Here is a 21,067-nt window from a genome sequence, read left to right as displayed (position 1 = left end):
GCCGTGAGCTCTACCCGTGCCGCCCTCACCGCGCTTGGCGCAGTGGGGGCGGTCGGCGCAGGCGCCGCGGTGTGGGGCATCGGTATCGAACGGTATCTGTTCACCGTGCGCGAGCACGAGATTCGGGTGCTCCCGCACGGCGAGTCACCGATCCGCGTGCTGCATCTGTCTGACGCCCATATGGCACCGTGGCAACACCGCAAGCAGCAGTGGATCTCTCGTCTGGCTGATTTGAAGCCCGATCTGATCGTCAACACGGGCGACAACCTGGGCCATTCCGAAGGTCTGCGCGGCATCCGAACCGCCTTCGCTACGATGCGGGGAATTCCGGGCGTCTACGTGCACGGATCGAACGACCATGCCGCACCGTCACCGCGCAACCCGTTCAAGTACTTCACGGGACCATCAAAAGTGACCGTGGCCGAAGAACCCCTCGACACCGGCGCGCTCGACGCCTACTTCACCGATGAGCTCGGGTGGTTCCCGCTCAACAACGCCGCACACACGATCACGGTCAACGGCACTGCCATCGATACTTTCGGTATCAGCGACGCTCACCGCGGTTGGGACCGCCTCGACCTGCTTCCCGACGCGATCGATGAGATGCGCAGAAACTCGGCGGCGACAGTGACCCTTGGCGTCACCCACGCGCCGTACCGCAAGGTGCTAGACGCATTCACCGAACTCGGCGCGGATGCGCTGTTCGCCGGCCACACGCATGGCGGGCAGGTGCGTCTGCCCGGCTACGGCGCCCTCGTCGCCAACTGCGACATCCCGCTCGATCAAGCACGCGGCCTCAGCACCTGGTCTCACGACGGCCGTGCGGTCCCTCTCAACGTAAGCGCGGGACTGGGCCACTCGATCTTTGCGCCCGTCCGATTCGCCTGCCGGCCAGAAGCATCCCTCATCACGCTCTTGCCGCAGGTGAGCGCACCTGATCCTGCCGCCGGTTCGGCGCAGGCCACGTGATCGGGTAGACTCGCAGGGTTGCCACGGGGTGTGGCGCAGCTTGGTAGCGCGCTTCGTTCGGGACGAAGAGGCCGCAGGTTCAAATCCTGTCACCCCGACACAACTACAGGGCCCTACCGCGAGGTGGGGCCCTTTATTTTCCCCGACACGCAGGAGTTCTGATGACCGCCGGCACCACCCCTCGCCTCGTCGCCTTCGATCTGGACGACACCCTTGCGCCATCCAAGAGCGCCATTGACCCGCGCATCGGCGCTCAGCTGATCGCACTCGCCGAACGCGTGGAGGTCGCCATCATCTCGGGTGGGCATCTCGCACAGTTCACTGCCCAGGTGGTCGACATGCTTCCGAACACAACGCCGGCGGTTCTCGCGCACATCCACCTGCTTCCCACGTGCGGCACGCAGTATTACCTGCTGAACGAGTCCGGAATCCACACCGTCTACGCCCACTCACTGACCGACGATGAGAAGTCGCGCGCCCTCGCCGCGGTGGAACGCGAAGCCCGTCGACTGGGGCTGTGGGCAGAAGAGACGTGGGGCGCCATTCTTGAAGACCGCGGCTCGCAGATCACCTTCTCGGCGCTGGGACAGAAAGCTCCGCTCGAAGCCAAGACAGCGTGGGATCCCACCGGCGAGAAGAAGAACACTCTGCGCGCGGCCGTCGCTGCCGCCATCCCTGACCTCGAAGTTCGCTCTGGCGGCTCAACCTCTGTCGACATCACGCATCGGGGAATCGACAAGGCCTACGGCATGAACCAGCTGTCTGAAGCAACAGGCATTCCGCTCGACGAGATGCTGTTTATCGGCGACCGTCTCGATCCGGACGGCAACGACTACCCGGTGCTCGCGATGGGCGTTCCCTGTCACGCGGTCGAAGGTTGGGAAGACACCGCCACATACCTCGACGAGTTGCTTCCGACGCTGCCCACCCGCTGAGACCACCACGCCCTGTGCCGCCTCGAAGAGAGACGGCGCAGGGCGCGATGGCGTTCAGCAGCGGTTAGACCTTCTTCGCCGCGGCTGTCGCGCGGGGCGTGCGGCGCGCTGCGGGCTTGCTCACCGGCGCGAGACGCTGCAGCTGCGTCACGTGCTTGGGTTCAAGCTCGTCGAGTGACGCCACACCGAGCAAACGCATCGTGCGCTCAATCTCGCTGCGCAGAATGCCGATGGTGCGGTCGACGCCCTGGCGGCCACCAGCCATCAGACCATAGAGGTACGCGCGGCCGATCAGAGTGAATTTCGCGCCAAGGGCGATGGATGCCACGATGTCGGCACCGTTCATGATGCCGGTATCCACCATGACTGTTGCGTCCTTGCCGACTTCTCGCACGACCTGGGGCAGCAAGTGGAACGGGATCGGTGCGCGGTCGAGCTGGCGCCCGCCGTGGTTCGACAGAATGATTCCGTCGACGCCGGCGTCGATGAGTCGCTTGGAGTCTTCGACGTTCTGCACGCCCTTGACGACGAGCTTGCCGGGCCACATGTCACGGATGACCGCGAGGTCGTCATAGCTGATGGTCGGATCCATCGCGGAGTCAAGCAGCTCGCCGACGGTGCCGCCGGTGGTGCTGAGCGATGCGAACTCGAGCGATGGCGTGGTGAGGAAGTCAATCCACCACCACGGACGCGGAATCGCATTGATGATGGTGCCCAAAGTCAGTTGCGGCGGAATCGAGAATCCGTTGCGCTTGTCACGAAGTCGCGCTCCAGCCACCGGCGTGTCGACGGTGAACTGCAGTGTGTCGAAACCTGCTTCAGCTGCACGGCGCACCAAGCCATAGGAGATCTCTCGGTCACGCATCACGTAGAGCTGAAACCAGTTGCGCCCGTCTGGGTTCGCTGCCTTCACATCTTCGATCGAAGTCGTGCCGAGCGTCGAGAGGGTGAACGGGATTCCTGCTGCGGCAGCAGCGCCGGCACCAGCGATCTCGCCCTCGGTCTGCATGAGCCGCGTGAATCCCGTCGGCGCAATTCCGAACGGAAGAGCGCTGCGGCCCCCCAAGATTTCTACTGAGGTGTCTACATCGGGAGCAGGGCGAAGAATGCCGGGGTGAAACTCGATGTCTTCGAACGCCTGGCGAGCGCGAGCGAGCGAGAGCTCACCTTCGGCGGCGCCATCGGTGTAGTCGAACGCTGCCTTGGGCGTGCGTCGCTTGGCGATGCTGCGAAGGTCGGCGATCGTCAACGCCGAATCGAGCCGGCGTTTGCGGCCATCGAGTTCGGGTTTTTTGAACTGCATGAGTTCGAGCAGCTCTTTGGGGTTGGGGACTTGCCGGGTGACCATGTGGTGCCTTTCGATGCGAGGATTCACTGCACGTCGCGGGCTAGACCCGCGTGCGCGTAGTAGCCGGTGATGTGATCGTGGATGAGAGTGACGGCACGATCGGAGTCGTGGGTGTCGATGGCGTCAAGAATGGCGTGGTGTTCTTCGCGCAAGCGGCGCGCGGTCGCATCCCAGTCGGAGATCGCGGCTGCTCCCGCCTGAACGTATGACTCGATCGCTTCGCGCAGTCCCGCCATCACGGCGGCGATGACGACGTTTCCGGATGCTTCGGCGAGCGCGAGGTGCAGCTGGGCGTCGAGCACGAGAAACTCGGCAGCGGTGAGCGTCTCGCTGTCCATCGCAGCGACAACGGCATGCACGGGGGCAGTATCAGCCTCTGCGCTCGTGGCCAAAGCGCGTGCAACCGCAGATTCCAGCACAAGTCGTGTCTGCACAACGTCGTCGAGGGGAAACCCCTGTGCTGCTACTTGCAGCCTGAGAAGCGCAGCCATGCCGCCCCGCGGAGTGGCGATGATGATCGCGCCCGAAGACGGGCCTGAGCCGGTGCCGGTGCGTATGAGCCCCATGACTTCGAGCACGCGCAGCGCCTCACGCACGCTCGAACGTCCGATGCCGAGAGAGGTCGACAGTTCGCGCTCAGGGGGCAGATGATCACCCGGCGAGAGCCGGCCTTCGAGCAGATCCGACTCGATCTTCTCGAGAACGACCTGCCACGCGCGCACAGTGGTGGGCACACAGACTCCTTCGTAATGGTCTGACCACACTAGCGGGTGGTCAGACCACACTCAAGTTCTATGCGCCGGCGTAGCCGTTCGGGTTCTGCGACTGCCAGTTCCAATAGTCACGGCACGCGTCGTCTATGCCGAGTTTGGCCACCCAGCCGAAATCGCTCTTCGCCTTCGCCGGGTCGCAATAGGTCGCCGCCACATCACCCGGGCGCCGATCGAGAATGACCTGGGGAAGTTCGCGCCCCACAGCCTTCTCAAACGCAGCCACCAGCTCTTTCACGCTCACAGGCGTGCCCGTGCCGAGGTTGTACACGCAGTAGCCGGCAGCGGCTTGCTCGAGCGCGACGACGTGGCCCTCGGCCAGATCCACGACATGGATGTAGTCGCGAAGCCCGGTGCCGTCGGGGGTGTCATAGTCATCGCCGAAGATTCCCACGCGCTCAAGAGAGCCCACCGCCACTCGCGAGACGAAGGGCATGAGGTTGTTCGGAATGCCGGCGGGGTCTTCGCCGATCAAGCCGCTCGGGTGAGCGCCGACAGGGTTGAAGTAACGCAGCACCGTGAAGTTCACATCAGGGTTGACTCTGGCCACGTCTTCGATGACCACCTCGTTCATGCGCTTCGACTTGCTGTAGGGGTTGGACAGGTCGACACTCGTCGTTGATTCCTCGGTGAAAGGGAGGTCTGCCGGGTCTGAGTAGACGGTGCCGGTGCTCGAGAAGACAAATGACCGAATTCCTCGGCTGAGCCCGACGCGCAGCAACGCGTAGGTAGTGTCCAAGTTGTTCGAGTAGTAGTCCAGCGGCTTCTGCGTTGACTCCCCCACGGCTTTGAACGCCGCAAGGTGAATGATCGCGTCAAACGGGCCGTAGTCGTCAAACGCTGCCGCCACGACGTCGTCGTCCGCGGCGTCGCCGACAATCAGCGGCACGTTCTTGCCGCTGATTGCTTCGACGCGCTCGGCTGCCACAGCATGGGTGCCCGAGAGGTCGTCAAGCAGCACCGCTTCGTGGCCGTTGCTCAGAAGAGAAATCGCCGTGTGAGTGCCGATGTAACCGGCGCCGCCGGCAAGAAGAACGCGCATGCTCCCAGCCTAGTCAGCCGAGACGCCCGCCGGATTCTCGCAGATAGCAGTCCGCGCACATCGACTCGTACGTCACGCGCTCAGCCGTCAACTCGTCGATCGCTACCTGATCGCCGTCGAAGACGAAACGCCCGCCGACAAGCCGAGCATTGAAGAGCGCTTTGCTTCCGCAACGACAGATGGTCTTCAGCTCTTCGAGGCTGTGCGCCAGTTCGAGCAGTCGTCGCGAACCAGGGAACGCTTGGGTTTGAAAGTCGGTGCGAATACCGTACGCCAGCACCGGAACGCCGTCTAAAACCACGATCCGCAGCAGGTCATCCACCTGATCGCGCGTCAGGAACTGCGCTTCATCGACGAGAAAGCAGGCGACATCGGCTTGCGCGGCTTGATCGGCTTCTTCTGGAATCAGGGCTTCTGCAGCGGCACGGCGAGCGCGTGCTCGGTGCTCATTGAACAGCGCTCGCAAATCGTCATCGGGGCGAATCAGAAAGTCCACCGTGCGCTTCACACCCAGTCGACTGTCGATCTGGTCAGCGCCTTTAGTGTCGATCTCGGGCTTCGCCAGCAACACATGCTGGCCGCGCTCTTCATAGTTGTACGCGGCCTGAAGAAGCGATGTTGACTTGCCGGAGTTCATCGCTCCGTAGCGGAAGTACAGTTTGGCCACCCGCAGAGTCTACGGAACCGCCGGAGCGCTTGTGTCAGCGACCGCGGCAATCTGCCAAACCTAGGCGGTGAGCGAAAGCGTGTCTGCGGTCTCGCCAAGCACCTTCTTGGCAACAGCGGGCTGCGGGTTGAGCGACTCGCCAAAGTTAGGAATGAGCTCACGCAAGCGAGGCTCCCACTCGTCGATCCGGTCGGGGAAGCACGTGTTCAACAGGTTCAGCATGATCGACACCGCCGTTGACGCGCCCGGAGACGCGCCGAGCAGACCAGCGATAGAGCCATCGGCCCCGGTGATGACCTCGGTACCGAATTGCAGCACGCCGCCCTTGTCTTTGTCCTTCTTCATGACCTGCGCGCGCTGGCCCGCTTGAAGAAGCTCCCAGTCGTCATCCTTGGCCGTGGGCACGAAGGTGCGGAGGCTATCGACCTTGGCTTTGTGGTTTTTGACGAGCTCGCTCATGAGATAGGTGATCAGGCTCGGATTGTCGATGGCGACTTTCAGCATGGGCCACAGGTTGCCGGGGCGCACCTGGGTGACGATGTCGAACATCGAACCGTTCTTCAAGAACTTCGGGCTGAACGTGGCGAATGGTCCGAACAGCAACGAAGTCTCACCGTCAACTACGCGCGTGTCGAGGTGAGGAACCGACATCGGCGGAGCGCCGACTGATGCCTGCGAGTACACCTTGGCTTGGTGTTGCGCGACGATCTCAGGGTTCGATGTTTTGAGCCACTGCCCACCGATCGGGAACACTCCGTAGCCTGAGATCTCAGGGATGCCCGAGCTCTGCAGCAGCTTGATCGCCCAGCCACCGGCGCCGACGAACACGAATCGTGCATTCGTTTTTCCGGGCGTACGGCCCAGCGAGTTGCGCCAGTGAATGTCCCAGGTGCCGTCCTTCAGACGCTTGAGCTTTCGCACCTCGCGATTGGTGACAACGTCGGCCCCCTTCGCCTGAAGGTGAGTGAAGAGTTGGCGGGTGAGTGCGCCGAAGTCAACGTCGGTTCCCGCCGGAACGCGGGTGGCGGCGAATGGCTCATCGGTCTTGCGGCGCTTCTGCATCAGCAAGGGTGCCCACTGGTTGATGACGCGTGAATCTTCGGAGTATTCGATTCCGGCGAACAGCGGCTCCTTCTTGAGCGCCTCGTAGCGCTTCTTGAGGTAGGCCACATCTTTCTCACCGCGAACGAACGTCATGTGAGGGGTCGAGTTGATGAACGTCGTGGGCGCGTCGAGCACACCTTCGTCGACGAGCGTCGACCACAGCTGGCGACTCAGCTGAAACTGCTCGTTGATCGAGATCGCCTTTGCCGCGTCAACGGAACCGTCTTTGCCTGCGGGCATGTAGTTGAGCTCGCACAGGGCAGCGTGACCGGTGCCCGCGTTGTTCCAGGCGTTCGAACTTTCGAGCGCGACATCGTGCAGACGTTCGTAGACGGCGATCTTCCAGTCTGGCTGGAGTTCAGCGAGGAGTGTTCCCAGGGTGGCGCTCATGATTCCGCCACCAATGAGAACGACATCCACCGTCTCGTCACGCCCGTGGGTGCTGTTCACAGGAGATTCGGTCACCGAACAATTCTAGGCGCGCTCAGAACACCCGCTGACCGCAAGACGCGCTCAGAAGGCGAAAGGTTGTCGATTCTTATTCGACAGCCGAACTTCAGACCGCAGCCGGAGCCGACAAGTTCGCCGCGACGAGCTCGGCGATCTGCACGGCGTTCAACGCGGCGCCCTTGCGCAGATTGTCGTTGGAGATGAACACTACGAGGCCCTTGCCTTCGGGCGCGGACTGGTCTGCGCGAACACGACCCACGAAACTCGGGTCTTTGCCCGCTGCCTGCAATGGCGTCGGCACCTCATCAAGAACAACACCCGGGGCTTGTGCGAGCACCTCGCGCGCGCGATCCGGCGTGATGTCTCGATCAAACTCGGCATGAATCGAAAGCGAGTGGCCGGTGAAGACAGGCACGCGTACGCACGTTCCTGCGACGAGCAGATCGGGAAGCTCAAGAATCTTGCGGCTCTCGTTGCGCAGTTTCTTCTCTTCGTCTGTCTCGTTGAGCCCGTCGTCGACGAGGTTTCCGGCGAGCGGGATCACGTCGAACGCGATGGGTGCCACGTACTTCTCTGGCTCAGGAAAGTCGACCGCCGACCCGTTGCGCACGAGGTCAAGCGTGTGTCCCTGAGCGAGCACGCCCTCTACCTGTCCGAGGAGCTCTTGAGCGCCGGCAAGGCCGGACCCCGACACTGCCTGGTAGGTGGAGACGATGAGACGAGTGAGACCCGCTTCAACGTGCAGCGGCTTGAGCACCGGCATCGCAGCCATGGTGGTGCAGTTGGGGTTCGCGATGATCCCCTTGGGCGGGTTCACAATTGCGTGCGGGTTGACCTCGCTGACCACGAGCGGCACGTCGGGGTCCATGCGCCATGCGCTGGAGTTGTCGATGACCGTTGCACCTGCGGCAGCGAAACGAGGAGCGTGGGCACGACTGCCTGTCGCCCCCGCGCTGAAAAGCGCAACGTCGATACCCGCTGGGTCGGCGCTCGCAACGTCTTCGATGATGATCGTTTCGCCCGCAAACTCAACCGCTGTACCCGCAGAGCGGGAGGTTGCGAACAACCGAAGCTCACGAATGGGAAAGCTGCGCTCAGCCAGAATCTCGAGCATGACCGTCCCGACCTGGCCGGTGGCGCCGACGATGGCGACCGAGATTCCTGATTCAGAGATGCGGGTCATGATGTTCCCTTGCGAGTATCGATGTGCGAAAGGCTGATTCTACCGGCCGGTGCCGGCATGCACGACGACGTCGACGTCGCCGTCGAGTCCGTAAGCCGTGTGCACGAGCCGGGCCGCTTCGGCGAGGTCGTCACCGCGCAACACGACTGAAATGCGGATCTCCGAGGTCGAGATCATCTCGATGTTGATCCCCGACACGCTCAGCGCTTCGAACAGCGTTGCTGACACGCCGGAGTGAGTGCGCATTCCTGCACCGACAACCGACAACTTTCCGATCTGGTCGTCGTGCACCAAACTCGCGAAACCGACTTCATCTTGCTCGGCGGCGAGGGCCTTCATGGCTGTCGCCGAGTCGGACTTCGGCAGGGTGAACGAGATGTCGGTGCGCCCGCTGGTTGACACCGACACGTTCTGGACGATCATGTCGACGTTCGCACCAGACTTGGCGACGATCTTGAAGATCTCAGCGGCCTTGCCCGGCACATCGGGAACTCCGATGACCGTGATCTTGGCCTGACTCATATCGGTCGCAACTCCCGCGACAACTGGCTCTTCCATCTTTTCTCCCTCTACGCCATCGGGAAGCGACATTCCCTCGCCGAGCACGTATGTGCCGGTGCTTGAACTGAATGTGGAACGGGCGTGAATGAGCACGCCGTGACGACGGGCGTATTCAACGGCCCTGATGTAAAGAACTTTCGCACCGTTCGCGGCGAGTTCGAGCATTTCTTCTGCAGAAACGACGCCGAGCTTTCGCGCCTTCGCGACCACTCGCGGGTCAGCAGTGAAGATGCCGTCGACGTCGCTGTAGATCTCGCAGACATCTGCATTGAGAGCCGCGGCAAGAGCCACCGCGGTGGTGTCGGATCCGCCCCGGCCGAGCGTCGTGATGTCGCGAGTATCGCGGTTGAACCCCTGAAAGCCGGCGACGATGACGATCGCTCCTTCGTCAAGGGCTTCGCGCAGGCGAACCGGCGTGACGTCGACGATGCGCGCTGCGCCGTGCGTGGCATCCGTGATCATTCCGGCTTGACTGCCGGTGAACGAGCGCGCCTCGAAACCCATCGAGTGAATAGCCATCGCCAACAGCGCCATCGAGATGCGCTCGCCGCTCGACAGCAGCATGTCGAGTTCACGCGGCGCTGGCATGGGGGCAACCTGTGACGCGAGATCGAGAAGCTCGTCGGTGGTGTCACCCATCGCGCTGACGGCAACGACCACATCGTGTCCGGCCCTGCGTGCATCGACAATGCGCTTGGCAACTCGTTTGATGCTCACAGCATCGGCGACAGAGGAACCGCCATATTTCTGGACGATCAGGGCCACGTTGAAACTCCTGGAGGTGCCGATCGGCACGCGTGGTGGGGATTGAGGAGAGCGATCGGATGCCGCGTCTCAGCATCCATCCTATTCAGGCCCTCATGCACACTCGTTCATGTGACATTTGTGGGCGCGCGAGCAGGACGCTCAGATACGATCGAGGGCGAGTTCCAAGACAACGAAAGTGAGCGGTAGCGATGCCTCCACAGCGCCGCAAGCTTTTCAGCTCGCTCGGCGGTCTCGTGCATACGAATGTCGCCTCGACGTCGCTTACCGAGGCTCTTCCCGTTGTCGATGAAACGCTCGCCGTTCGCATTCTCGATCTCGCCATCCGCATCGGCGAGACGATGCTGGTCTCGGGCGCACCCGCGAGCGAGGTGACCCTGACCATCATTCGGGTGTCGGCGGTCTACGGACTAGACCCGGTGCACGTTGACGTCACCTACAACTCGATCACCGTCGCCCACCATCAGTCGGGCGCGACGCGACCGATCACCCTGATGCGGGTCGTCAAAGGCGCGGTCACCGACCACGACAAGCTGCAGCGTCTACAGGCGCTGCTTGCCGACATCACCACCGGCCTCACCCTTGATCAGGCGATTGAACGCTATCGCCAGATCCGTCGCACACCGTTTCTCTACCGGCCGGCAATTGTCGTCGCCACGCAGGCGCTTCTCGCCGTGGGCGTCGCCGTCATGTTCGGTGGAAACTGGCTCGTCATGGTGCTGGCTTTCATCGCGGCCGGGGCTGCCGCGCTCACCCAGCTCGGGCTCGCCCGACTGCGTGTGCCACACTTCTTCAGTCAGATCGCCGGCGCGTTCGTGCTCACCATGGTGGCGGCTGTCGCCCAGCTGTTGCGTCTCACAGGTTGGGCCGATGCTGACATGGTGCGCCCGTCGATCATCGTGGCCTCAGGCGTCGTGCTCATGCTCGCGGGCCTCACCGTCGTTGGCGCGGCTCAGGACGCCATTGACGGGTTCGCGCTCACCGCAACCGGACGCATCCTTGAGCTCATGACGCAGACCTTGGGTGTGGTGCTGGGAATTCTGGTGGGTTTGCAGACAGCGCGTGTGATCGGGCTCGGCATGGATGCTCCCAATGACGCACTCCCCCTTGGTCCGATCCCGCTACAGTTTGCCGGCGCCGCAGTGATCGCAGTTTCCGTTGCGGTGTTCAACGGCGCGCGCTCACGAATCATCGTGGTCAGCGCAGTCTTGAGCTTGATTGCATGGCTCGGCTATCTCGCGTCAAGTGCGATCGGCTTTGACGCCGCGACGGCCGCGGGGATTGGCGCATTCGCCGGCAGCGTGGTCGGCATCATGGTGGCCTATCGCTTGCACGTGCCGTCGGTCGCCATCACTACCGCTGCCATCCTGCCGCTGGTGCCCGGTGCCGCGGTTTTTCGCGGTTTGCTGACAATCGTCGAAGCAAATGCGACCCCAGAGCTGATTCTGACCGGATTCGGCATTCTTGTCGGAGCCGCGGTGGTGGGCATCGCACTCGCCGTTGGCGCTTCGCTGGGTATCTATGTTGGCCAGCCGCTACGAGGCACCCTCGCCAGCGTCACCCGCCCGCGCACGCGAACGCGCCGGTAGAGCGTCGTCACATCGAGCGACGGCCCTCAAAAGCGCGGCCAAGCGTCACTTCATCGGCGTACTCCAGGTCGCCGCCGACAGGAAGGCCGGAAGCAAGGCGGGTCACACTGATCTCGAGCGAGTGCAGCAGGCGGCTGAGGTACGTCGCCGTCGCTTCGCCTTCGAGGTTCGGATTCGTCGCAAGAATCACTTCTTGCACAGTGCCGTCGGCGAGGCGCTGCATCAATTGCGTGACGCGCAGATCATCAGGGCCGATGCCAGCAATCGGGCTGATTGCTCCGCCGAGCACGTGGTACAGGCCTCGGAACTCGCGGGTGCGTTCGATCGCCGACACGTCTTTCGCGTCTTCGACCACGCAGATCAGGGTGTTGTTGCGCCGAGGGTCGCGGCAGATGGAGCAGTGATCTTGCTCAGAGACATTGCCGCAGATGTCGCAGAAGCGCACTTTGTCGCGCACTTCGCTCAGCAGCAGTGCCAGGTGCGACACATCGAAGTTCGGGGACTGCAGAATGTGAAACGTGATGCGCTGCGCTGACTTCGGCCCGATCCCGGGAAGCCTGCCGAACTCATCGATGAGGTCTTGAACGATGCCTTCGTACATGGGCTAGTTGAACCTCGTCGGGGACTCGTATGGCTCTTCGCGGACAAACGTCGCGCCGAGCACCTGCCTTACAACGGCCTCGCCGTAGCGCTGAACCCCGTCGACGCGTGAAGTCACCGTGGGTGCAAGCGGAGGTGCGACAACGGGAGGAATCGGCACCTCGGCGGTGTGGTCGGTGTCAAGGTCATCGTCGTCGTCGCGCGGTGGCGCAGCGTCGAGATCGCGCGCAGGCAGCACGCGGCCTTCGGGCGGAGCGATCGTGGTGACGGGCGCCGATGCGGAACCGGTCGGGGCGTCTTCGGGTTCGTCGTCGACTGCGAACTGCGCTGGCGGCTCTGCGAACGCAGCGGGGCCAGGGTCGGGAGGCGGAGCGTCTGCATCCGAGGGGATCGAAGCAACCGCCCACTCGGTCACCGGCGCGGCGGCGCTGGGCGCCGAACGCGGGGCGGCCGAGGCGCGCTGCGAGCTAGAAGAGGGACGAGATGCGGCTGTCTGCGACGATGACGCGGGTTGCGAAGGTCTCGAAGCCTGCCCGCTGGGCGCGGCGTCGGACGGACCAGACGGCGTGGCAGACGGATTCGGTTTCTCCGGCGCTGGGCGCTGGTCGGGTGCGTGCTTCGCGAGGTACTTCACGCGCAGACCGACGACGCCGATAATCGCCTGACGAAGGTCTTCGCTGGGGCCCTTGCCGGCGTTCAGTTTTCGGAACTTGTCGATGTCGCCCGGGCTGCTGAAGGTGAGCGTGAGCACATCGTCGGCGAGGTCGGCGACGTTGGCATTCGCAACGAGCAACCAGGAGGTGCGGCTGATGCCTTCGAGCACACCCATGATCTGCGTCCACGACGCGCGCATACGCTCGAGGTTCACCGGACCAGCCGGCACAGGTGCGGTCGCAGCGGGTGACGGCGCGTTGAGGGCGGGTTCCGCTGCCGGGCGCGAAGCGGGTGCAGAAGGATGAGACGGCGACGAGGGTGCGACTGGTTCTGCTGCTGCCGGCTGTGCCGGCTGGCCTACCGGGGCGGGCGCTGTCGGCGCAGCGGTAACGGGTGCTGCTGGCGGCGTGTTCTGGGCTGCGCCGCTCACGTTCTGGGCGGCGCCGCCAGCTGACGCTGCGGGCGCCTGCGCTCCAGCAGCAGCCCGCGCGAGAACCCGTGCGACCATCAGCTCGAGCTGCAACCGCGGCGATGTCGCGCCGGTCATGTCGTCGAGAGTGCCAATGACCAGATCGGCTGTCTGCGACAGCCGTGCTGCGCCAAACGCGTCGGCCTGCCGTTGCATGCGAACAAGATCCTCGGCTGACATCCCGCGCAATACCGCGGCTGCCCCTTGCCCTGTCGCGGCTACGACAATCAGATCGCGCAGACGTTCGAGAAGGTCGTCGACGAATCGGCGTGGATCTTGACCTGTCTGCACGACTCGGTCGACTGCTGCGAATGCTGCTGCGGCGTCACGAGCGGCGAATGCGTCGACCACTTCGTCGAGCAGCTCCGCGTGGGTGTATCCGAGCAATGCAACGGCGCGCTCATACCTGACCGTCACCGAACCTGATTCTTCAGACGGATCGGAGCCTGCAATCAGCTGGTCGAGCAATGAGAGCGTGTCTCGCGGTGAGCCGCCGCCGGCGCGAACGACGAGTGGCAATACCCCCGCTTCGACCCCAACCGCCTCGGTCTGGCACATCTGTTCGACGTAGTCGAGCATCGCGGCCGGAGGCACAAGGCGGAACGGGTAGTGGTGGGTGCGTGAGCGGATCGTGCCGATGACCTTCTCGGGCTCGGTCGTCGCGAAGATGAACTTGACGTGGTCGGGCGGCTCTTCGACAAGCTTCAGCAGTGCGTTGAAGCCCTGGGGCGTGACCATATGCGCTTCGTCGAGGATGAAGATCTTGAAACGGTCCCTCGCGGGGGCGAACACCGCTCGCTCGCGCAAGTCACGCGCGTCATCGACGCCGTTGTGCGAAGCTGCGTCAATCTCTACGACGTCGAGCGAACCGCTACCCCCGCGACCGAGTTCGGCGCAGCTGTCGCACTCTCCGCACGGCGTATCGGTCGGGCCCTTCGCGCAGTTCAAGCAGCGCGCAAGAATGCGTGCCGAGGTGGTCTTGCCGCAACCGCGTGGCCCCGAAAAAAGGTAGGCGTGGCCCACGCGATCGCCGCGCAGCGCGGTCATCAACGGGTCGGTCACCTGTGACTGACCGATCATCTCGCCAAACGCTTCAGGGCGGTAGCGGCGGTACAGAGCTGTGGTCACGGCACCAGCCTACGGCGTGGCACCGACACGGTGACTGCTACGCCGCTTTCTGGTAGCCGCAATCGATCACGCGTCAGCGCCACGCTCGATATCTGCGGGCGCTCCGATGACCGGCATCGAGGTGGTTACCGTCGGCACCGAAGCTGAAAGCAGCGACCCGTCTTCGCGACGTTGATTGGCGAAGTCACCCAAAGATGGCTTGCCCTCGATCACCGGACCCTGGTCGTCAAGCGCCACGCGAACGGTCTCGCCGGCGCCCACCACGTATCCCGTGCCGCGGACGCTGAACGAGACAGGTGGGCCGTCATCCGCGGCGACAGCGATCTCATCGCGCGTGATGCTCACCTCGAGCCTGGTGCCGCCCCAGTGCAAAGGGAAGGTGAGCGACGGCCACGCCTCAGGAAGACGCGGATCAAACGACAGTTCCCCGAAATGATCCCGCATGCCGCCGAAGCCAGAAACCAGTGCAGTCCACACGCCGCCAGCGGATGCGACGTGCACGCCGTCGGAAGCGTTGTTGTGAAGGTCGGCGAGGTCGACAAAAAGCGACTCGCGGAAGTACTCCAAAGCGAGGTCTTGGTACCCGACCTCTGCGGCCAGAATCGCCTGCACGACTGCCGACAGCGTCGAGTCCCCCGTGGTTAGTGCGTCGTAGTACTCGAAGTCGGCGAGCTTCTCTTCGGGGGTGAAGTGATTGCCCTGCAGAAACAGCGCGAGAACAACGTCAGCTTGCTTCAGCACTTGGTACCGGTAGATGACCAACGGGTGATAGTGCAACAGCAGCGGGTGTTTGTCGGCGGGAGTGTTCTCAAGATCCCAGATCTCGCGTTCGAGGAACACCTGATCTTGGGGATGGATGCCGAGGCTTGGGCTGAAGGGAATGTGCATCGCCTCCGCGGCGCGATCCCAGGCCGCGGGCTCATCTTCGCCCAGGTCGAGTCGGTCCACCATTCGGCGATAGACCTCGCCATCAACCTCGGCCATCTCGCGAATCGTGCGTGCGGCGAAACGAAGGTTGAACCGCGCCATCACGTTCGTGAACAGATTGTCGTTCACGACCGTGGTGTACTCGTCTGGCCCGGTGACACCGTGAATATGGAACGTGTCGCCCTCACTGCGCGCCTCACCGATGCGTCGGTTCTCGCCCGTGCTCGAGCGCCAAAAACCCAGGGTCGCCCACAGACGTGCTGTTTCAACGGCGATATCGACACCCTCGCGGTGCAAGAAGTCTTCATCGCCGGTGGCGCGCACGTATTTCGCCAGCGCAAAGCTCACGTCGGCGTTGATGTGATACTGCGCCGTGCCGGCCGCGTAGTATGCGGACGCTTCTTCGCCGCTGATGGTGCGCCAGGGAAAGAGCGCGCCGGCTTCGTTGAGCTGATATGCGCGGCGACGTGCCGCGGGAAGCATGAGATAGCGCATGCGCAGGGCGTTGCGTGCCCACACGGGGGTTGTGTATGCGAGAAAGGGCAGCACGTAGATCTCGGTATCCCAGAAATAGTGCCCTGAATAGCCCGAACCGGTCACCCCTTTCGCAGGCACACCTTGACCGTCAGCTCGCGCTGCCGCCTGCGCGAGCTGGAACAGGCACCAGCGTGTGGCCTGCTGCAACTCATCATCTCCGCCGATCTGCACGTCAGAGCGGTGCCAGAAGCCATCGAGCCAAGCGCGCTGCCGCGCGAATTGCGGTTCGATCCCTTCGGAAAGCACACGATCAACCGAGCGGCGACAGCGATCAACGAGTTCGCGGGCGGGCACGCCGCGGGAGGTGTGATAGCTCACGATCTTGGTGACGCGCACCGGCACCCCAGCCTTCGCGCGCACGCGGAAGACATTCTTGGCGATGTCGGATTCGATCAACCGGCGCGCCGAGAACTCGTTCTCTGTTTCGATGACATGATCCGCGACGACCGCGATCGTCATGCCAGATTCCGAGACCCGATATGACAATGCTGAACGCTCACCGTCCTGCCAGTACTCCTGGGGTTGCAGCACCCGTTCGCTGATGCGCTCGGCCTTGCGCGGGTCGAACCCAGCCTTCTTGGGAGCTTTGGGCGTGCCACCGTAGACGTCTTCACCGTCTTGGCGATTGAGCAGCTGACAGCTCACCGTGACGGGGGCATCTGCGTTGAGCACGGTCACGTCGACCGACATGATCACCAGGTGCTTCTCTTCGAACGACACCATCCGCTCGAAGTCGATGCGCACATCCTTGCCTGATGGCGTCGTCCAGCGGATGTTGCGGCGCAATACCCCGTCACGCATGTCGAGAGAACGTTCGTACTCCCGCACGTCGGCCAGGTCGAGCGAGAGCGGCTCGTCATCGACGTAGACGCGCATCACCTTTGCATCGGGGGCATTGATGATCGTCTGTCCGACCTCGGCGAAACCATATGCCTGCTCGGCATGCCGAATCGGGAACGTTTCGTGAAATCCGTTCACGAAGGTGCCGTACTCGTGACCGTGGCGCCCTTCCGGATGGTTTCCACGAAGTCCGAGGTAGCCGTTGCCCGTGGCAAACAGCGTTTCGGTGACACCCGAGCTGTCGAGGTCGAATGATGACTCGACGAGTCGCCACGGGTCTACCGGAAAGCGGTCGCGGTTGATCATGCAGTCGGCTCCTCATCGGCCACGTTCGGTTCCACAAACTCGCCAAGGTCGTTCACGACGATGTCGGCTCCAGCGCCAAACAGCGCTTCGGCGCCGGCGCCGCGATCAACCGCCACCACCAGGCCGAACTTGCCCGCAGCAGCGGACTCGACGCCGCTCAGCGCGTCTTCGACGGCGACGCTTCGGGCCGGGTCTACGCCCATCATGCGTGCGGCTTCGACGAACACGTCAGGAGCGGGCTTTGACGACAGATTGTCACGTTCCGCAATGACGCCGTCCATCACGACGGGAAAACGGTCTCGAATTCCGGCGACGGTGAGTACTTCTTGGGCATTCTTCGAACTCGAAACCACCGAGATGGGCACCCCTGCAGCATCCAACAAATCCATCAGCGCGAGCGATCCGGGATACGGCGCGATCCCTTCCTCACGCAAGACCGCTTCGAAGTATGTGTTCTTTCGATTCCCGATGCCGCACACAGTATTAGCCGCTGGCTCGTCATCGGGGTGCCCCCATGGCACTTCGATGTCGCGCGACCTCAGCAAGCTCGCGACACCGTCATATCGCTTCTTGCCGTCGAGATAGTCGAAGTAGTCGCGTTCGGTGTAGGCGGGGTCGACATCCCACTCGGTGAAGAGTTGTGTGAACATCGTCTGCCACGCGTGCATGTGCACTTCGGCCGTGGGAGTGAGCACCCCGTCAAGGTCGAAAAGTACGGCGTCGTAGTCAGTCAGGTCGGGCAGTGCATTCGCGGTCACGAAGCCTCCAGCGATGTGTGGATGTCGGACATCGGCTCGCCTTCGCGCCGTCGTGCCAGCGTAGCGCGGCCCGGGCGCGCGGCGTCAATCATGATCTCGCCACGCTCAGCGTCTGGCGAGCAATCTCCAGCTCTTCATCGGTAGGTACCACCAGAACCGTTACGGGCGAAGCATCCGTCGAGATCACACGGATGCCACGCTCGGACGAAAGATTGCGTTCGCTATCGATCTCGATCCCTGCAAAGCCGAGAGTCTCAAGCGCACTCGCTCTGACCAGCGGCGCGTTCTCGCCCACGCCCGCGGTGAACGAGATGACATCGACGCCGCCCAACTGCGCGAGGTAGGCCCCCGCGTAGGCACGCAGCCGGTGAACATAGACCTCGTAGGCGAGCAGCGCATGCTTGTCACCGTCTTCGATCGCCGCTTTCAGATCGCGGTGGTCTGACATGCCTGCCATGCCCATCAGCCCACTGCGCTTGTTCAGCAGTTGATCGAGCTCGTCAATTGTCATGCCTTCGCGCCGAGCCAGATGAAGCAGCACCGCTGGATCAAGATCACCCGAGCGGGTTCCCATCACCAGCCCCTCCAACGGGGTCAGCCCCATCGAGGTCTCCACTGAGCGTCCACGGTCGATCGCCGCTGCCGAGGCCCCGTTGCCGAGGTGAAAGACGATCTGGCGCAACTCGCTGTTGGGGCGGCCGAGGAATGCGGCGGCCGCCTCGCTCACGAATTTGTGCGACGTGCCGTGGAATCCGTAGCGGCGGATGCGATGCGCCTCGGCGAGCTTGCGATCGATGGCGTAGGTGTACGCCGCCGGAGGCAGAGTCTGGTGGAACGCGGTATCGAACACCGCGACATGAGGCACGTCGGCGAACGTTTCGCGGGCCGCGACGATGCCGGCGAGGTTTGCCGGGTTGTGCAACGGAGCAAGCACCGACAGCTCAGAAATGTTGATCTCTACGAGGGGCGTGATGAGCGTCGGTTCGAAAAAGCGCGCTCCCCCATGCACGACACGATGTCCAACCGCAATCGGCGGGTGGTCTGCGAGAGCGGGCCCGTTCGCTGTGAAGGCGTCGATCATCACTTGGAAGCCGGCTGTGTGATCGGCGATTGGCATCTCTTGCACGTAGGAAGCGTCGAGCACCGCAGGAGCGTTCTCGCCGAGCGCGGCGGCGGGATAGACGGTGTGTTTAGCCCTGCCGATGTCTTCGCCGATGCGCTCCACCAGTCCCGAGGCGAGCGTCGCCTCGGTCTCCATGTCGATGAGCTGGTACTTGAACGACGACGAGCCGCTGTTGACCACGAGCACAGGAATCACGTGGGGCTCACTTCTTGCGCCTGGATCGCGGTGATCGCAATCGTGTTCACGATGTCAGACACAAGCGCTCCTCGCGACAGATCGTTGATCGGTTTGTTGAGACCCTGCAGCACCGGCCCCATCGCGACGGCGCCCGCCGAACGCTGCACCGCTTTGTAGGTGTTGTTGCCGGTGTTGAGGTCGGGAAAGATGAAGACCGTGGCACGACCGGCTACCTGCGACGTGGGCATCTTGGCCGCGGCAACGGCTGCATCGGCAGCAGCGTCGTACTGAATCGGTCCTTCCACCAACAGCTCGGGCTGGCGTTCACGCACCAGCGCCGTCGCTTCGCGTACCTTCTCAACGTCGGCGCCGGTGCCTGACTCCCCCGTGGAGTACGAGAGCATCGCCACTCGCACATCGATTCCGAACTGGCTCGCCGTCGCAGCCGATGAGATCGCAATATCGGCGAGCTGGCCGCTCGTGGGGTCGGGAATCACCGCGCAGTCGCCGTACACGAGCACGCGGTCGGCGAGCGCCATCAAGAAGACGCTTGACACCACCGATACGCCCGGCTTCGTCTTGATGATCTCGAACGCGGGGCGGATTGTGTGGGCTGTCGTGTGTGCGGCGCCTGACACCATCCCGTCGGCGAGACCGAGGTGAACCATCAGAGTTCCGAAGTACGACACGTCAGTGACTGTGTCAGCGGCCCGCTCCACCGTCATGCCCTTGTGCGCACGAAGCTTCGCGTACTCCTCAGCGAACTTGTGCACGTAGACGGCATCAAACGGCGAGAGTATCTCAGCGCCCTTCAGATCGAGCCCGAGCTCAAGTGCCCGCGCGCGCACTTCGATCGGTTCACCGAGAATCACGAGGTCGGCGATGTCGCGCTTGAGTACGGTCGCTGCCGCGCGCAAGACGCGGTCATCGGATCCTTCTGGCAGCACGATCTTGCGACGCTGCGAACGCGCGCGCTCAATAAGTTGAAACTCGAACATCAGCGGCGTTACGACGGTCGCTTCGGCGAGGCCGAACGCGCGCCGCAGTTCTTCAGTGTCAACGTTCTGTTCGAACAGCGCCAGCGCGGTGTCGTAGCGGCTACGCGAGTCGGCGGCCAGGCGCCCACGAGTGGACATGATGCGCAAGGTCGTTTCGTACGTGCCGTAGTCGGTCGTGATGATCGGCAAGCTCGAGCCCAGCCCGTCGAGAAGCTGCATTACGGGCTCAGGCACCTCGAATCCACCGTTGAGCACGATGCCCGCGAGCGAAGGGAAAGTTCCAGAAGCGTTCGCGAGCAGCGCCGCGAGCAGCACTTCGGTGCGGTCTGCGGGAATAACGACGACAGCGCCGTCAAAGAGGCGCGGCAACACGTTCACCATCGACATGCCCGCGACCACGACCCCGAGCGCCTCGCGCGTCAGCAATGTGGGGTCGCCCGAGAGCAACTCGCCTTCCACCGCGCGTTGCACGCCCCGCATCGACGGCGACACCAGAATGCGGTCTTCGGGAATCGTCCAAATCGGCACGGCCTCCGAACGCCCGAATGCTGAGGCCCCGATCGCCTGGTTGATCGCCGACACCGTGGCATCCATCTGCTCGGGGTCTGCGCGATTGGCGACAACGGCGAAGAGCTCTGCGCGACCATGTGCGAGCTCTGCCAGCGCAAGTGAGGCGATCTGGCCCATTTCCGCCGCCGTGCGCGGAATGCTCGAACCGAGTTGCTCGGGCTGACCCTGCGCGGCACGCCCTCCGAGCACAAGAACGACGGGAGCACCCAGGTTCGCCGCGATACGGGCGTTGAAGGCGAGCTCGGCGGGGCTTCCCACGTCGGTGTAGTCGCTGCCCACGATGACTACCGCATCGCACTGCGCCTGCACAGCTTTGTAGCGTTCCACGATCGTCGCGAGCGCCGCTTCGGGATCGGCGCGCACATCGTCGTAGGTGACCCCGACGCACTCCTCGTACGCGAGGTCGACGCCGTCGTGACCGAGCAGCATCTCGAGCACATAGTCGCGCTCGAGCGTGGAACGCGCAATCGCTCGAAACACCCCCACCTTCGGCGTCGCCGCGCTAAGCGCGTCGAGAACCCCCAAGGCAACGGTCGACTTTCCCGAATGACCTTCGGCTGACGTGATGAAGATGCTCTGCGCCACGGGCACCAGCCT

Annotated in this window: 16 protein-coding genes and 1 tRNA gene; 4 read left to right on the top strand and 13 right to left on the bottom strand. The window is 63.3% G+C overall.

The annotated features are described in order from the left end of the window. Positions 1 to 3: 3 nt before the first annotated feature. The 3 genes from WDU96_RS05515 (at position 4) to WDU96_RS05505 (ending at position 1,904) form a co-directional block, all read left to right on the top strand. On the top strand, positions 4 to 969 hold the full coding sequence (locus tag WDU96_RS05515; RefSeq protein WP_337337470.1) for a metallophosphoesterase: 966 nt from the start codon (positions 4 to 6) through the stop codon (positions 967 to 969). A 24-nt stretch (positions 970 to 993) separates the two neighbouring features. Continuing rightward, positions 994 to 1,067: transfer RNA gene (locus tag WDU96_RS05510), tRNA-Pro, on the top strand. A 63-nt stretch (positions 1,068 to 1,130) separates the two neighbouring features. Next, the gene (locus tag WDU96_RS05505; RefSeq protein ID WP_337337469.1) at positions 1,131 to 1,904 is read left to right on the top strand and encodes an HAD-IIB family hydrolase; all 774 of its coding nucleotides are present in this window, start codon (positions 1,131 to 1,133) and stop codon (positions 1,902 to 1,904) included. Positions 1,905 to 1,968: 64 nt separating this feature from the next. Here WDU96_RS05505 and WDU96_RS05500 read toward each other — a convergent pair whose 3' ends face one another. The 7 genes from WDU96_RS05500 to WDU96_RS05470 form a co-directional block, all read right to left on the bottom strand. Then, positions 1,969 to 3,252 carry an alpha-hydroxy acid oxidase gene (locus tag WDU96_RS05500; protein ID WP_337337468.1) on the bottom strand — a complete coding sequence of 428 codons (1,284 nt, stop codon included), beginning with the start codon at positions 3,250 to 3,252 and terminating at the stop codon, positions 1,969 to 1,971. Between the two features lie 23 nt (positions 3,253 to 3,275). Next, positions 3,276 to 3,986, bottom strand: a complete 711-nt coding sequence (locus WDU96_RS05495) for a FadR/GntR family transcriptional regulator (RefSeq protein ID WP_337337467.1) — start codon at positions 3,984 to 3,986, stop codon at positions 3,276 to 3,278. Positions 3,987 to 4,044: 58 nt separating this feature from the next. Further along, positions 4,045 to 5,064 carry a UDP-glucose 4-epimerase GalE gene (galE, locus tag WDU96_RS05490; protein WP_337337466.1) on the bottom strand — a complete coding sequence of 340 codons (1,020 nt, stop codon included), beginning with the start codon at positions 5,062 to 5,064 and terminating at the stop codon, positions 4,045 to 4,047. A gap of 13 nt (positions 5,065 to 5,077) precedes the next feature. After that, positions 5,078 to 5,731 carry a thymidine kinase gene (locus WDU96_RS05485; protein ID WP_337337465.1) on the bottom strand — a complete coding sequence of 218 codons (654 nt, stop codon included), beginning with the start codon at positions 5,729 to 5,731 and terminating at the stop codon, positions 5,078 to 5,080. 60 nt (positions 5,732 to 5,791) lie between these two features. After that, positions 5,792 to 7,300: a malate:quinone oxidoreductase gene (locus WDU96_RS05480; protein ID WP_337337464.1), complete on the bottom strand. Its 1,509-nt coding sequence runs from the start codon at positions 7,298 to 7,300 to the stop codon at positions 5,792 to 5,794. A 91-nt stretch (positions 7,301 to 7,391) separates the two neighbouring features. After that, positions 7,392 to 8,468 carry an aspartate-semialdehyde dehydrogenase gene (locus WDU96_RS05475; protein WP_337337463.1) on the bottom strand — a complete coding sequence of 359 codons (1,077 nt, stop codon included), beginning with the start codon at positions 8,466 to 8,468 and terminating at the stop codon, positions 7,392 to 7,394. A 39-nt stretch (positions 8,469 to 8,507) separates the two neighbouring features. Next, the gene (locus tag WDU96_RS05470; protein WP_337337462.1) at positions 8,508 to 9,794 is read right to left on the bottom strand and encodes an aspartate kinase; all 1,287 of its coding nucleotides are present in this window, start codon (positions 9,792 to 9,794) and stop codon (positions 8,508 to 8,510) included. Positions 9,795 to 9,985: 191 nt separating this feature from the next. On the opposite strand from WDU96_RS05470, the gene WDU96_RS05465 reads away from it, so the two are divergent. Continuing rightward, positions 9,986 to 11,383, top strand: coding sequence for a threonine/serine exporter family protein (locus WDU96_RS05465; RefSeq protein ID WP_337337461.1), 1,398 nt, complete (start codon positions 9,986 to 9,988; stop codon positions 11,381 to 11,383). A 7-nt stretch (positions 11,384 to 11,390) separates the two neighbouring features. Here the strand turns inward: WDU96_RS05465 and recR are convergent, their stop codons facing one another. From recR to pta, 6 genes are all read right to left on the bottom strand, one after another. Then, on the bottom strand, positions 11,391 to 11,984 hold the full coding sequence (recR, locus tag WDU96_RS05460) for a recombination mediator RecR (RefSeq protein ID WP_337337460.1): 594 nt from the start codon (positions 11,982 to 11,984) through the stop codon (positions 11,391 to 11,393). A 3-nt stretch (positions 11,985 to 11,987) separates the two neighbouring features. Further along, on the bottom strand, positions 11,988 to 14,234 hold the full coding sequence (locus tag WDU96_RS05455) for a DNA polymerase III subunit gamma and tau (RefSeq protein ID WP_337337459.1): 2,247 nt from the start codon (positions 14,232 to 14,234) through the stop codon (positions 11,988 to 11,990). Positions 14,235 to 14,300: 66 nt separating this feature from the next. Further along, positions 14,301 to 16,844: a glycoside hydrolase family 65 protein gene (locus WDU96_RS05450; protein WP_337337458.1), complete on the bottom strand. Its 2,544-nt coding sequence runs from the start codon at positions 16,842 to 16,844 to the stop codon at positions 14,301 to 14,303. Then, positions 16,841 to 17,602: an HAD family hydrolase gene (locus WDU96_RS05445; protein ID WP_337337457.1), complete on the bottom strand. Its 762-nt coding sequence runs from the start codon at positions 17,600 to 17,602 to the stop codon at positions 16,841 to 16,843. Before WDU96_RS05445 ends, WDU96_RS05450 begins: the two co-directional genes overlap by 4 nt. 88 nt (positions 17,603 to 17,690) lie before the next feature. Then, positions 17,691 to 18,920: an acetate/propionate family kinase gene (locus tag WDU96_RS05440; protein ID WP_337337456.1), complete on the bottom strand. Its 1,230-nt coding sequence runs from the start codon at positions 18,918 to 18,920 to the stop codon at positions 17,691 to 17,693. Then, the gene (pta, locus tag WDU96_RS05435) at positions 18,917 to 21,055 is read right to left on the bottom strand and encodes a phosphate acetyltransferase (protein ID WP_337337455.1); all 2,139 of its coding nucleotides are present in this window, start codon (positions 21,053 to 21,055) and stop codon (positions 18,917 to 18,919) included. Before pta ends, WDU96_RS05440 begins: the two co-directional genes overlap by 4 nt. Between the last annotated feature and the right edge of the window lie 12 nt (positions 21,056 to 21,067).

The sequence above is a fragment of the Microbacterium marmarense genome, assembly GCF_037204165.1.
Classification (GTDB): Bacteria; Actinomycetota; Actinomycetes; order Actinomycetales; family Microbacteriaceae; genus Microbacterium; species Microbacterium marmarense.
The sequence above is the reverse complement of the archived record's forward strand: the minus strand, read 5'-3'. Positions and strand labels throughout refer to the sequence as shown.